This is a genomic window from Streptococcus sp. HMSC36C04, assembly GCF_001839535.1.
GTDB lineage: Bacteria > Bacillota > Bacilli > Lactobacillales > Streptococcaceae > Streptococcus > Streptococcus hominis.
The window spans coordinates 29,692-42,704 of sequence record NZ_KV841599.1; the positions used below are offsets into that span (position 1 = coordinate 29,692).

Genomic DNA, 13,013 nt, shown 5'->3' on the forward strand with positions numbered 1-13,013 from the left:
GTAAGACAACGGACTAGATTTTTTTCAAAATGGGTTCTGTCTCACTCCCTTTTATTTTGTATAAGATAAACTATATACCTTTTTACGTCATATTTTCCCCTTTCGCTTTATCGTAATCCTGAATATCTTTATTGTATCGCATTTGGAGTTTTTGGATATAACCAACATTGCGCACCCGCATATGATATGATACCTCTTAAGTAGACATGGTAAATAACCAAAATCTACTTAAGAGGTATCATATCAGCAGTCATCAAGGTGTTTTAAATTATGCTTACTTCCTTAACTCTCTGACAGTCAGACCAAAAAACAATATACTATAAATTGCATTAATTAAAACAAAAATAAGCAATTCCATCCATGACATATCTGTTAAAGCACGACTACGTAAAGCAATCATAATCTGAGAATAGGGATAAAATCGGCTCAATCCCTCTCCTACAAACAAAAGAAGAAAACCGCCAATGGAGCCAATAGCTGAAAAAGCGACAGATTTTGCAAAATTTCGAGTCTTTGATAGGATAAAAGCCTGTACCATCATTATACTGATAGAGCCTATCAAGGATAAAAATACCCATTTGAGGTGAACAGCTATTTCTGGAATAACCTGTATCTGTTCAAAGCTCAGTGCTACGCTCCAGATAAGGACCAAAAGAAGTTGTAAGGGAACTGTTACGAATAATACTGTAAGAATCTTGCTTATTACCAATTTAGAAAGAGACACCTGATTGACACGCAACATTTCAAGAGTTGTCCGTTCAAATTCTGGCATCATGCTAATCCCCATAAAAATCGCTAATAATGCTGGATAAAATATCTGGCTATTTAATAAGGTAAGCTGCCCCCACATGACCCAAGTCTGAGTTCCTTCCACAAATACAGAACGATTAAGAAAATAAGTGCTCAAGCCTATAAAACTAGATATACTCAACAGCAAGATTCCAATTCCAAGTAATTGCATTTTATGTAACTTTCGCCACTCTGCAGATATATATCCTATCATATCATCATTCCCTTTCTACCTTGAATAGCCCCTCTAGCTAGTGCATAGACAAGTGTAGCATAAAGTATGTAGATACCGATCTTTAATAAAAGCTGATTATCAAGTGTATAGACAGCAGTACTTGTAACAGAATTATAGCTAAACTTATAGGGAGCCAAAAATCCTGTTCCCTCCCAAGGAAGTAAAAAGGCCCACCATTGATCTGTTCTCGCTTGAAAAATCATCCCGACAAAGGAACCAATAAACCCCATAGATAACACCAGCCCTTGCTTTTCATAGTACATCGCGATAGAAATGTAAAGACATATTTGAACAAAACTTGACAAGGAAAGTCTGAGTACCTGTAGTAATAACAACTGTAAAGAGACAGTCTGCCACTTAAACAAGCTTATATAAATTCCCAAAAGCCCTGTAAAGATAACTGCTAAGCCCATAAAGAATAGCGTTGAGAAGTAAAGTTTATCATGAAAAATTCCACTCACTCCTCTGCCATTACTTGCTTGTAATTTAAAAGTCCGTCCTTCTTTCTCATTACTCACAATTCGCGAAGCAAATATACTAATTGCCAGAGGTAAAACGAAGGTATAGATATCCTGATTACAGAAATAAAACGCTACCTCAGTTAGTTTTTCCTTTGAAACAAGAATAGTCCATAAAAATCCAAATCCAAGTATCGCAATCGCAATAGCGAAAGATTTTGTACGCTTCGATTTTAGAAGCTCAATTTGCAATGCTTTTACCATACTAGGCCTCCTTTGTTAATGTTAGAAAAATATCTTCTAGACTTTCTTTTTCTCTGACAACCCTAAAGATTGGATATCCCGCTCTGACTAGTTCTTTCACGAGTAAAGCAATTCGATCATCTGGTAGATTTTTTAGCTTCATTTGCCCATTTTTAACCTCAAGAATAGGTACTTTAGTCTGTTGATTCAAAAATTGAAGCATATTATGTTGTGAGAAGTCTCCACTAATTTCAATCCACATATTGGACTTTATCGTTTCAACATCTCCTTCATAGACGAGTTGCCCCCTGTTAATAATACCAACACGATCAGCTAAATGTTCAATTTCTGATAAGATATGACTGGAGATAAATACAGTGATACCTTCCTCTTTAGCAAGTCGGATAATTAATTGACGAATTTCATGAATTCCCGCAGGATCAAGTCCATTCGTTGGCTCATCTAATAACAAAATTTTAGGTTTCTTAACAAGAGCAAAACCCAAGGCTAATCGTTGTTTCATTCCCAAAGAATAGGCTTTAACTAATTTTTTCCTATTCTTTTCCTCAGCTAAGCCTACAAGCTCAAGTGTAGGCCAAATATTTCTTTTGTCAAAACCAATCATCTTTTGAAAAACTAAAAGATTTTCATACCCTGTCAAATTCGGATAATAAGATGGTTCCTCAATCATTGATCCAATGCTATTCAAATAGTCTGTTTTAGCTCTCACTGATTTGCCATAAACTAAAATTTCCCCCGAAGTCGGTTGAATGAGAGATAAAATCATTTTCATCGTGGTCGTTTTTCCAGCGCCATTTGGGCCTAAAAAACCATAAATCTCTCCTTCCTTAACGGTTATTTTATCCAGACTAACTGTTTTGGCATCGCCATAAACTTTTGTAACTTGGTTTAACTCAATCACATTTCTCATTTTCCTACTCCTATCATTTTGATAACTTTAGTATAATACGGTCTTTTTATTCTTACCATAACTTAAGCTTACAAAAAGCCTTTTATTCTTACATTTTTGTAAGAATAAAAGACCTAAATTTTCCAAACAAATTATTTAGAAAGTTCTTTCAAATATAGTACAACTGGAGTAGAAATTTCATTTGGAGGACTTTTATGACAACCTTTCTTGGAAATCCTGTTACTTTTACAGGGAAGCAACCTCAAGTCGGTGACACTGCACCTGACTTTTCACTCACATCAACCGACCTCAGCAAAAAGACGCTGGCTGATTTCGCGGGCAAAAAGAAGGTGCTGAGCATCATTCCGTCCATTGATACAGACGTCTGCTCTACTCAAACCCGCCACTTCAACCAAGGACTGTCTGATTTGGACAATACAGTGGTTATCACCATTTCAGTTGATCTGCCTTTTGCCCAAGGAAAATGGTGCGCAGCTGAAGGAAAATCGAGTAGGGGCTACTTTCGAGTCCCTCTCACACCACCGTACGTGCCGTTCGGCATACGGCGGTTCAATTAACTTTTAACGCATGTCGTTCTAAGTAGTAATCTAAGCAAGAAACCAGTCCGCGTTTAATGAGGACTGGTTTTGATATAGCTCGTTTTAGGACTGACTTTTGTGCCACCAACTGATAGTGGTCACCCCAGCCAGATACTTTATCTGCGATCCACTTTGGTACGCCTAGTTTAAGAAGTCCCCAAAGTCGCTTAGATTTCTTCTTCCATTGTTTCCAGATGATAACTCTAATTCGTGTTCGCAAGCGTTCATCAATGCTTTCCATAACAGATTTCATGTTTGTCATGGAGAAATAGTTTATCCAGCCTCGGATAAGCCAGTTGAGTTTCTCAATACGGCTATCCAAGTCAATACTCCATTTCCGTATGGTCAATTGCTTAAGCTTTCTCTTGAAATTCTGTATACTGTCTTGATGCGGGCGACTTTTCCAACCTTCAGATGACTTCCAGAAGCCAAAGCCAAGATACTTCAACTTACTTGGTCTCACAATCTTGGTCTTAGTCATATTGACTTTCAGTCCGAGACGTTTTTCAATGAAGCGACTAACTGAATACATAACACGTTTAGCTGCCGCCTCACTCCCAACAGTTATGACACAATCATCTGCGTAACGAACAAAGTGTAGTCCTCTACTTTCCAATTCCTTGTCCAGCTCATTAAGCATGATATTAGATAGGAGTGGAGATAGATTTCCTCCCTGTGGTGTTCCTACTAACGTTCTATGTCGTTGTCCGTTGATGACTACGCCCGAATGAAGATACTTGCGAATCAGAGATTCGGTATCACCATCTTGAATAATGTTATGGACAAGTGACATCAGCCTATCTTGAGGAACTGTATCGAAAAATTTCTCAAGGTCTATATCCACAATCCACTCATAGCCATCGTTAAGGTACTCCAATAACTTGATGATGGCTTTTTCGCATGACCGATTGGGTCGGAAACCATAACTCGTTTCAGAGAAGTGAGGTTCACAGAGAGGACTGATAATCTGAACAATTGCCTGTTGAACCATTCTGTCCATGACAGTTGGAATACCGAGCTGACGGACTCCCCCATTAGGTTTCGGAATTTCTACTCGTAAAACTGGCTGAGGTTTGTATTTCCTCTGTTTTATCAGTTCCTTGGTTGGTCGCCAATATTGGCGAAGGTAGTTGTCTATCTCTTCAACAGTAATGCCATCAATTCCAGCTGAGCCTTTATTGGCTTTCACTTGGTTATAGGCTTCTAACATATTCTCACGAGATAGAATGTTATCTAGTAGTTCTGACATGTGTGTATTCCTTTCTTGTTTCGGTGTCTGAGGACATCTTATATTAGTGAACTTTCCTCTAGTCAATACGTGACCGCATCCAGTTCTATCAGACTATTCGTTTTACAGACACGTGTGAAGTAGGTATACTTCGGTTAATTGTTCGACCCTTCGCTCCACTTCTATTACAGAAGTTTCATCACTACTATGGTCTCGGCTGACTTCTCATGATTCGTTGTTACTACGTCTTTGACGCTCATGAGACCTCACGGGATAAGTCGTACATCTTTCCTCGTTTACTCTCGTGATTTACGCACATAGGTTACGACTACCTTTTTGGACTTTAGGGTTTCAAGCCCCCTCTTCCCCTATATACGCCTTGTTATCACGTTTCTGTTCGTAGAGCCACGATTTCGCTATCCCTTCCTCTCCTTGCTACCTCGCGATAGTCAGGCTTGGGAGTCGCTATTGGGTTCACCGGTAGCGGGTGCCCGCGGAGGACTTTCACCTCAGATGTACGACATGCCCGTCGTACTTTAAAACAGAGTAGAATGAAATTCTACTCTGCAGATTGAAGACAAAGTCCTAGAAATTCACTTTTCTAAGGACTTTTCTGTTTATCTAGAGTTATAATAAAGGTAAGGTATTCTGGGAGGTATTGCTATGTTCCACAAAGAAAATCCTGACTATAATCGAAATCAAGTCGGGTTCTACAGCCTAGATGAGTTGGTTCCTAAAGATCATCTCTTACGTCAAATGGATCGTGCAGTTGATTTCTCATTTATTTATCAATTGGTTGAAAACAGTTATTGTGCGGATAATGGTCGTCCTAGCTTAGACCCAGTCATGTTAGTCAAAATTCCAATGATTCAATGTCTCTTTGGTATTCGTTCCATGCGTCAAACCATCAAAGAAATTGAAGTCAATGTGGCTTACCGCTGGTTTCTTGGGTTAACTTTAGAAGATAAGGTGCCTCATTTCACAACATACGGCAAGAACTACAGTCGTCGTTTCCAGGATAAACAAGTCATTGAAGCAATTTTTGCTCATATCTTAGGGCTCTGCCTCAATGCTGGTTTGATTGACCCCACTGAAATCTTTGTGGATGGGACTCATATCAAGGCAGCAGCGAACAATCACAAATACATCAATCAAGAAGTTGATGCGCAAGCTAAATTTATGAGTGACCAATTGGAAAAAGAAATTGCCAAAGACAGGGAAAAACAGGGAAAAAAGTCGCTAGGGCTCGCCAAAGAAAAAGAGCCCATCAGTAAGAAAATCTCTCCAACCGCCCCAGATAGTGGCTGGTTTCATAAGGGTGACCATAAAGAGGTTTTTGCTTACAATGCTCAAGTAGCTTGCGATAAACATGGCTGGGCACTAGGCTATAGTATCCACGCTAGGAATATCCATGATAGTCAGGCATTTCCTGAACTCTTTGACAAGATTAAAGCATTGAATCCTCACTATCTTATCGCTGATTCTGGCTATAAAACCCCAAGCATCGCTCATTACTTATTAACACTAGGTGTCATACCCGTTTTTCCTTATACAAGACCTCGTAATAAAAAAGACATGCTTCGGCCAAAAGAATTTATGTATGATGAGTACTATGATGTTTACCTCTGTCCAGAAAATCACCCCTTATCCTATTCAACGACTACTCGAGACGGCTATCGTGAGTATAAAAGTAATCCAGCTGTATGCCAGTATTGTCCCTTATTATCGGTTTGTACCCAATCAAAAAATCAGCAAAAAGTCATCACTCGTCATCTATGGAAAGATGATTTAGAGGTTTGTGAAGACATCCGACACCAAAGAGGGATGAAGGAACGCTATCAACAGCGCAAAGAAACCATTGAGCGCTTGTTTGGAACAGCTAAAGAATATCACAACTTACGTTACACGAGACTAAAAGGAAAGTCCAAAATGGAGGCAACCCTTGGGCTTACTTTAGCGTGCTTGAATATGAAAAAATATAGTAAGATAATGGCTGGAATAGTCTTTTTATTTTGCATAAAAGTAATCCTATCAAGACCAATTATGATAACAATCGTAAAAGAAAAGACAAACTGGATTAAAATTCCAGTTTGTCTTCAATCTGAATAGTCTGAGACAAAATAGTTCTCAGTCACAAAAAAGCTAGAGATTCCCAATTATGGAACTCTAACTTTTTAAGTTTGAGTCGTTCTCTTATTGTATTTAAGGAGATTATTGGCCATGAGCACTAAACCCATGTCAATTTTCACCTGACGCTTGCCTCTTAGGTTACATCTCTTGTAACCCAAATAAGCCTTTATCTGCCCAAAGACGGGTTCCACATCAATCTTACGTTGAGCGAAAATCTGTCTACCTTCGGGAGATAAAAGCGCTTGGCATTCTTTAGCTTTTAAGTGTTGATAACGTTCGTTGATATATAGTCCCTTTTGAGGGGCTGATTTAGGTTCATCAGCGTAGTAAACCTTGATTTCCTGTTGAAAGTCCGCCTGTGTTTTCTGATGTTTGATATGATGAAAACGATAGCACCACCCGTCAGGATGAGTGTAGCTATCCTCCTTGTCATCATAGTACCAATTCGCTAAGTTTCTAGCCGACTGTTTATACCCTTTCTTCTGTTCCTGATCAAACATGGCATATTTAATCAGGTGGTTCACCTCCTTTTCATCTAAACGAAGGAGGTTCTCTTCACTTCCATATCCAGCATCTGCGACAACGGTCTTCAAGTCATGCGGATAGGTTTCAAGGAATGGCAGAAGAGTCTTGGTGTCTGTCGGATTTGAAAAGACATCATAATGAAGAACAAATTGATTTTCAGTAGCGATTTGAAGATTGTAAGCAGCCTTGAGTTGACCACTCTTCATGTGGTCTTCTTTCATCCGCATAAAAGTGGCATCTGTATCTGTTTTGGAAAAGCTGTTACGCCCTTCAAATGTCTCTTGGTAGCCTTCATATTTTTCAGCACGTACTGAAAAATCATCCTTGACTTTACGCAAGACTTTCTTGAGTTTCCGACGTTGGGTTTTACGTTCGTCCTTCCCTTTAACGGGGGTCTCCTCAATGTCTTGGTTCAGTTTTTCCAATTCTTCTTCGAGGACTTGAGCGAATTCAATCAACTGCTCTGAAGCAATCGGTTCTTCTTCGTCCAGCCTAATGGCCTGATGGATAAGGGGTGTGATTTCTTCTTGAAAATAGACCTGTATCTGTTCTTGAAGTTTGAGGGAAAACTTGTCCGTTGCCTTTTTCCACACGAAACTATACTTGTTGGCGTTGGCTTCAATCTTAGTGCCATCAATAAACAGACAATCTAAAGTCACTAACTCTTCTAATTTCAAACGAAGATTGAGGTCAATGAAAAGATCACGAATGAGCTCTTCCATTCCTTCAGCGACTCGAAATCGATTGATGGTGCGATAGCTGACAACCAACTGTCCTGTTAGGTACTGCATAGCCAGATTTTCAATCATCATTTTTTCGATTTTTCGTCCAGAGAAAATCCCTTGCGAGTAGGCAAATAGTAGAGCGGCTAAAAGCATTTTAGGGTGATAAGACGGGCGACCGAAGTTATGATAGAAAGCGTGGAAGTGACTATACTCCAAGGCATTCACCACTTTTTCAATGGTAAAGACAAGATGGTCTTGTGGTAAAATGCAAGCAAGTTCTAGTGGTAAAGTCGTTTGATTTGTGTTATAGTGAATATGCATGGGATAGCCTTTCTAAATGGTTTATTGAGCAATTCTATTTTAGCAAGGCTATCGTAACCATGCAAAAAGCAACGGCAAATCCGTTGCTTTTTTTTGTAGCAAAGGGACTATTGTCCCAGACTCTTTTTTTATGTGACTTTAGTCCGTCTCGCTTCGAAGGTGCGAGACAAATAAACCACCCGCTATTGATATGATACCTCTTAAGTAGACATGGTAAATAACCAAAATCTACTTAAGAGGTATTTTTATGTCTAGAAGAGAAAAATTCACCCCATACGAGAAAGAACAAGCTTGTCTTGATTATATTAATGGTAATCGTTCTAGGTCCGAAATATGTAACTGTCTTCATATTTCCACAAGGACGATTCAAGATTGGGCTGCTATTTATAAAAAATATGGGATTTTAGGATTGACAAAGAAAACAAAAAATCGTTCCTATTCAAAAGAATTTAAAATGGAACTTGTTAGAAAATATATTAGTGGTGAGGCTTCATCTGTTGATTTAGCTCATCAATATGATATTTCTTCAGGGCTTTTACGAAATTGGATTAGGATGTATAATGCCAATATAGAACTTAAGGATTACAATCCAAAACAGGAGGTCTATATGGCAAAAGCAAGACGTAAAACCACTATTTGATGAACGCAAAGAGATTGTCGACTATTGTATTGAACACAATCGCAATTATAAGGAAACAGCGGCACTTTATAATGTTTCTTATAGCCAAGTATACTCGTGGATGAAGAAGTATGATAGTGATGGTGACGAAGGATTAATTGATAAAAGAGGTCGTCACAAACTAGATGATGAGGTTGATGAATTAGAACGTTTACGAAGAGAAAATGTGCGCTTAAAACGTCAGTTAGAAGAGAAGGATATGACTGTTGAACTCTTAAAAAAAGTGAAAGAATTCGGAAGGATGTGAGACTAGGTAAACAGCGTTATGAATCAAAATACTTAGCGATCGAACACTTTAACACAAACAAAGGGTGGAGCATTAGTTGGATGTGCCATCAGCTCGGAATTACAAGGTCTGCATTTTATAAATGGAAACATCGAATAGTTCCAGAACAAGAACAATTAAACAGAGAAATTGCGGAATTAATTAAAGAATATGACGAACGTTTCTCACATATCTTGGGATACCGAAGAATGACCGATTGGATTAATCATTTCAATCATACGAATTACTCGAGAAAGAGAATTCACCGAATTATGAAAAAACTCGATATTCACGCCCTTATCCGTAAGAAAAAGAAAAAATACAAGACTGTTAAACCTGACGAAACTGCAGAGAACAAGTTAGCAAGAAACTTCTATACAACTGCTCCGAACAAAAAATGGGTAACAGATGTTACAGAGTTTAAGATCCCTAACTCTCATAAGAAACTCTATCTTAGTGCCATACTTGATTTATATGATCGTTATCCTATTGCTTTTGTCATAAGTGGTCGAAATGATAATCGGTTAGTCTTCAAAACATTTGACAAAGCCATTGAAAAAAATCCCACAGCTAAGCCTATATTACACAGCGATAGAGGGTTTCAATATACTAATAAGAACTTTCAAAAAAAGTTGAAAGATACTGATATGATTCAATCCATGTCAAGAGTAGGTCATTGTATTGATAACGGCCCAATAGAAGGTTTTTGGGGAATTATAAAATCAGAAATGTATCAGATGTATGATATTTCAGATGAGACCTCCCTCCGATATGCCATCAAAGATTATATCTGATTTTATAGTCATGAACGACCACAAAGCAGATACGACTGTAAAACGCCTTGAGAAGTAAGAAACTCTGCCTTAACATCAGAACATCCTTTGTCATACCCAATCGCTAAGAATAACAAAATTGAACAGTACAAGTCCAAGTGGTCTGCATAAAAAATCAGCCGTACATTTATTTGTACGACTGACCTTATAAAACAGACACTATTATTAGATATTTTACCTGTCTACTTGACAGGGGGCATATCAATAGCAAGTGGTTTATTTGTCTCGCACCTTACGGAGCGAGACGGACTAAAAGTCACAAAATAAAAAACTCTCTGAAATCAGAGAGCTAATTTGAGCTCGGGCTAAACTCCTAGTGAAAAAGATGAAACTCCTTGTGTTCATCAAACACTGTATCGTTTCCCTATTTTCATACGGATTTTTGGCGCCCTTAGCATCATGATTCTTGCTGGATAAAACGTTTATAGACAAGGCGACAAGCCGAAGATTGTACTGATGGTACATCGAGGCGAAGCCAACGAAGTATAGAAACGTTTTAGACGCAAGATTAGCGACGAAGTCCAAGAGAGTTGATTAACTCACGGTAACGGTTAACGTCGTTCTTACGCAAGTATGCAAGAAGGTTACGACGGCGACCGATTTTCTTCATCAAACCACGGTAAGTAGCGTGGTCTTTTTTGTGTTGTTTGATGTGTTCGTTAAGGTGGTTGATTTCCCAAGTAAGGACAGCTACTTGTACCTCTACTGAACCAGTGTCACCTTCGTGACGTGCATATTGTGCAATGATTTCATTTTTTTTCTCTTTTGAGATTGCCATGATAGACTCCTTTTCTTTACGCTTCATCCGAGTGTTAGGCTTGGCCCACCTAATACCAAGAAAAAGTTATTTGTCTTTAACGACATCCTTATTCTACCAAGAAGGAAAGGTTTTGTCAAATGGGACATTCCGGCTTAGAGTTCTACACCAAAAATAGTGAGTTTTCTAATTCTTCTTTTGTCAAACGGCGGAAAGTGCCTAATTCCAAACGCTCATCCAGCATAAGCGGTCCCATAGAAAGGCGTTCCAAATCTGTTACCGTTTTTCCGCAAGCCTGAACCATTCGCTTCACTTGGTGAAATTTTCCTTCAGAAATTATAATCTCCACCAGAGAAGTTTGCTGCTCTTCATTCACTTCTAATATGGTCAATTTTGCAGGCTGACAGGTAAAGTCCTTGAGCTCTATTCCTGCTTCAAAATGCTCCACATCTTTTTCAGTTATAATCCCATCTACCTTTGCACGATAAACTTTTGCTACATGCTTTTTAGGAGACAACATCGCATGTGCCAAAGCACCATTATTGGTTAATAACAAAAGTCCGTGAGTGTCAATATCAAGTCGTCCAACTGGAAAAACTTCTTTCTGGCGTGCACTTTCATCTAACAAATCCAAAACTATTTGATGGTTAGCATCTTCAGTAGCTGAAATGACTCCTTTCGGCTTATTTAAAAGATAATATACAAATTTTTCATAGTCCAATACTCGCTTATTGACTGAAATTTCGTCCTGATTTTCATCTATTTGAATTTTCGCAGATGTTTCTATTTTTCCATTAACCAAAACTTGCCTCTTTTTCAATAGGCGTTTGACTTCTGTTCGTGAACCAAGCCCCATTTCTACTAAAAACTTATCTAATCGCATCTTTTTCCTCATTTTGTTGATGAGTGACAAAAGCAGCTAAAATGGATACTGCTATCATGAGAACCCCTAGTACACTAAAAATAAAGGTTGGAACAGAAGAAATGATTCCAATCAAGGATAGGACGAATGTTGATACTGAAGCACCACTACTGCAACCCAAGACAACAATCGCTATTGCGCGATTGACCAAATGGGCAGGAATTTTCTCTGATACAATATGAAATACAGCTGTTAGAGATACGCTATAAGCAAAACCAGCCAACAGAGCACTTAAACTTAAGAACCAAATGTGGCTCGAAAAACCAATCATCACTTGACTGAAACCAAAAACAATTCCCGTTACTGTCAATAAGCGATTTTTCAACATACTCACTAAGCTGGCAAAGCTAACGCCAGCTAGAATCCCGACAAGCTGCATACAGCTGAGAATTAAGCTCGCTGTTTCAACACTTCCCATTTTATTCTGTAAGACAAGACTTGGAATACGTAAATTGATAGCGACATTAGTACACACAATCATTCCAGCTATAAAAGCCAACAATATGCTTAAATGCACTTGTTTTGTGGTCATTTTCTGAGCAGACTTGAGATGCTCATGTTTATCGACTTTGCTTTTTTCATAAGGAACAAACAAAAGATATAGTGCTAAAATAATAAAGCCAACTGTATAAACTAGAAAAGTAGTTGTCCAGCCAAAACGCAAGAGTTGCCCGACCGCTAAAGTCAACAAAGCCATCCCAACAACTTCTGCTGACCCACGGTAGCCCAACATCTGCACACGCTCTCTCCCTTGGAATCGCTCACTAATAATCGCAATTGCTCGAGGGTTCATCATACCTAGCCCTAAACCAAAAATAAATCGCGAAGCAAAAACGAGACCATAAGCTTGATTGAAAAATGGGATGAGACCACAAAGAGAAAATAACAATAGCCCTAGTATAATCATTTGTCGCTCAGATAAAAAACGCTCTAAAATACTATTAAAAAGCAATAAAGACATAATCCCAATAGATGGCAAGGAGACTAATAATTCTACCTGACTAGAAGAATAATTCTTATAAAACTGAAACATTGCCGGTAAGGCGCTGGAAATTGAAAATGCCGTTGTCAACACAAATGATAAAGCCAGAATACTAGCCTTCTCCATGAATCTTTTCATCTTATCTTCTTTCTAAAATCACACTATCCCTATCATACAGTTTTTTATGAAAAGACGCAATCTGATAATCCACAAAGTTAAAGCAAACACCCCCTAAGTTGCTATTTTTATATCAACTTAAGGGAAACTTTATAGGCTCTATAATTTCTGTAGTGGGTAACACCACCGCAGAGGTTATGGAGCTATTTTTATGTATACAAAAAGTCCCATATGACCTATAATGAAAAGCGACCAAACTCACATTAGAAAGACTCATATGGAACAACTCGATTTT

11 protein-coding genes and 3 pseudogenes are annotated in these 13,013 nt (G+C 38.4%); 5 read left to right on the top strand and 9 right to left on the bottom strand.

Annotation, left to right across the window (positions count from 1 at the left end; translation table 11 throughout):
- Window positions 1-274: 274 nt before the first annotated feature.
- The 4 genes and pseudogenes from HMPREF3249_RS06520 to HMPREF3249_RS06530 all read right to left on the bottom strand — a co-directional run.
- Complete coding sequence (locus tag HMPREF3249_RS06520; protein WP_026129853.1) at window positions 275-1,000, bottom strand: ABC transporter permease; 726 nt, start codon at window positions 998-1,000, stop codon at window positions 275-277.
- The gene (locus HMPREF3249_RS06525) at window positions 1,000-1,746 is read right to left on the bottom strand and encodes an ABC transporter permease (RefSeq protein WP_004224213.1); all 747 of its coding nucleotides are present in this window, start codon (window positions 1,744-1,746) and stop codon (window positions 1,000-1,002) included. The genes HMPREF3249_RS06520 and HMPREF3249_RS06525 overlap by 1 nt, the downstream gene beginning before the upstream one ends.
- 1 nt (window position 1,747) lies before the next feature.
- Window positions 1,748-1,846, bottom strand: a pseudogene (locus tag HMPREF3249_RS09805) (ABC transporter ATP-binding protein); the annotation flags it as partial.
- Between the two features lie 107 nt (window positions 1,847-1,953).
- Window positions 1,954-2,656: pseudogene (locus HMPREF3249_RS06530) on the bottom strand (ABC transporter ATP-binding protein); the annotation flags it as partial.
- A 194-nt stretch (window positions 2,657-2,850) separates the two neighbouring features.
- Here HMPREF3249_RS06530 and tpx point away from each other — a divergent pair.
- Window positions 2,851-3,138, top strand: a pseudogene (gene tpx, locus HMPREF3249_RS06535) (thiol peroxidase); the annotation flags it as partial.
- A 67-nt stretch (window positions 3,139-3,205) separates the two neighbouring features.
- On the opposite strand, the gene ltrA reads toward tpx, so the two are convergent.
- A complete protein-coding gene (gene ltrA / locus HMPREF3249_RS06540; RefSeq protein WP_004224222.1) occupies window positions 3,206-4,483 on the bottom strand; it encodes a group II intron reverse transcriptase/maturase in 1,278 nt (425 codons plus the stop codon).
- A 642-nt stretch (window positions 4,484-5,125) separates the two neighbouring features.
- On the opposite strand from ltrA, the gene HMPREF3249_RS06545 reads away from it, so the two are divergent.
- Window positions 5,126-6,571, top strand: coding sequence for an IS1182 family transposase (locus tag HMPREF3249_RS06545; protein ID WP_070867547.1), 1,446 nt, complete (start codon window positions 5,126-5,128; stop codon window positions 6,569-6,571).
- Between the two features lie 65 nt (window positions 6,572-6,636).
- Here HMPREF3249_RS06545 and HMPREF3249_RS06550 read toward each other — a convergent pair whose 3' ends face one another.
- Entirely contained in the window at window positions 6,637-8,163 is a 1,527-nt protein-coding gene (locus tag HMPREF3249_RS06550) for an IS1182 family transposase (protein WP_004224651.1), read from the bottom strand.
- A gap of 247 nt (window positions 8,164-8,410) precedes the next feature.
- Here HMPREF3249_RS06550 and HMPREF3249_RS09695 point away from each other — a divergent pair, with 247 nt between their 5' ends.
- The 3 genes from HMPREF3249_RS09695 to HMPREF3249_RS06560 are packed head-to-tail and all read left to right on the top strand — an operon-like array spanning window position 8,411 to window position 9,901.
- Complete coding sequence (locus tag HMPREF3249_RS09695; RefSeq protein ID WP_004224648.1) at window positions 8,411-8,803, top strand: transposase; 393 nt, start codon at window positions 8,411-8,413, stop codon at window positions 8,801-8,803.
- Window positions 8,804-8,831: 28 nt separating this feature from the next.
- Window positions 8,832-9,089 carry a helix-turn-helix domain-containing protein gene (locus HMPREF3249_RS09700; RefSeq protein ID WP_230937728.1) on the top strand — a complete coding sequence of 86 codons (258 nt, stop codon included), beginning with the start codon at window positions 8,832-8,834 and terminating at the stop codon, window positions 9,087-9,089.
- Window positions 9,086-9,901: an IS3 family transposase gene (locus HMPREF3249_RS06560; RefSeq protein ID WP_004224646.1), complete on the top strand. Its 816-nt coding sequence runs from the start codon at window positions 9,086-9,088 to the stop codon at window positions 9,899-9,901. The genes HMPREF3249_RS09700 and HMPREF3249_RS06560 overlap by 4 nt, the downstream gene beginning before the upstream one ends.
- Window positions 9,902-10,448: 547 nt before the next feature.
- Here the strand turns inward: HMPREF3249_RS06560 and rpsO are convergent.
- The 3 genes from rpsO to HMPREF3249_RS06575 form a co-directional block, all read right to left on the bottom strand.
- Window positions 10,449-10,718, bottom strand: a complete 270-nt coding sequence (rpsO, locus tag HMPREF3249_RS06565; RefSeq protein ID WP_001018251.1) for a 30S ribosomal protein S15 — start codon at window positions 10,716-10,718, stop codon at window positions 10,449-10,451.
- A 142-nt stretch (window positions 10,719-10,860) separates the two neighbouring features.
- Entirely contained in the window at window positions 10,861-11,580 is a 720-nt protein-coding gene (locus tag HMPREF3249_RS06570) for a pseudouridine synthase (protein WP_081317644.1), read from the bottom strand.
- Window positions 11,567-12,739 carry an MFS transporter gene (locus tag HMPREF3249_RS06575; protein ID WP_059221495.1) on the bottom strand — a complete coding sequence of 391 codons (1,173 nt, stop codon included), beginning with the start codon at window positions 12,737-12,739 and terminating at the stop codon, window positions 11,567-11,569. The genes HMPREF3249_RS06570 and HMPREF3249_RS06575 overlap by 14 nt, the downstream gene beginning before the upstream one ends.
- Window positions 12,740-13,013 lie beyond the last annotated feature (274 nt).

What these genes read in the sequence shown, in the direction of transcription:
- HMPREF3249_RS06545 (WP_070867547.1), top strand. Translation starts at nt 5,126, where the DNA reads ATGTTCCACAAAGAAAATCCTGACTATAATCGAAATCAAGTCGGGTTC.
- rpsO (WP_001018251.1), bottom strand. Translation starts at nt 10,718, where the DNA reads ATGGCAATCTCAAAAGAGAAAAAAAATGAAATCATTGCACAATATGCA.
- HMPREF3249_RS06575 (WP_059221495.1), bottom strand. Translation starts at nt 12,739, where the DNA reads ATGAAAAGATTCATGGAGAAGGCTAGTATTCTGGCTTTATCATTTGTG.
- HMPREF3249_RS06525 (WP_004224213.1), bottom strand. Translation starts at nt 1,746, where the DNA reads ATGGTAAAAGCATTGCAAATTGAGCTTCTAAAATCGAAGCGTACAAAA.
- HMPREF3249_RS06550 (WP_004224651.1), bottom strand. Translation starts at nt 8,163, where the DNA reads ATGCATATTCACTATAACACAAATCAAACGACTTTACCACTAGAACTT.
- ltrA (WP_004224222.1), bottom strand. Translation starts at nt 4,483, where the DNA reads ATGTCAGAACTACTAGATAACATTCTATCTCGTGAGAATATGTTAGAA.
- HMPREF3249_RS06570 (WP_081317644.1), bottom strand. Translation starts at nt 11,580, where the DNA reads ATGCGATTAGATAAGTTTTTAGTAGAAATGGGGCTTGGTTCACGAACA.
- HMPREF3249_RS09695 (WP_004224648.1), top strand. Translation starts at nt 8,411, where the DNA reads ATGTCTAGAAGAGAAAAATTCACCCCATACGAGAAAGAACAAGCTTGT.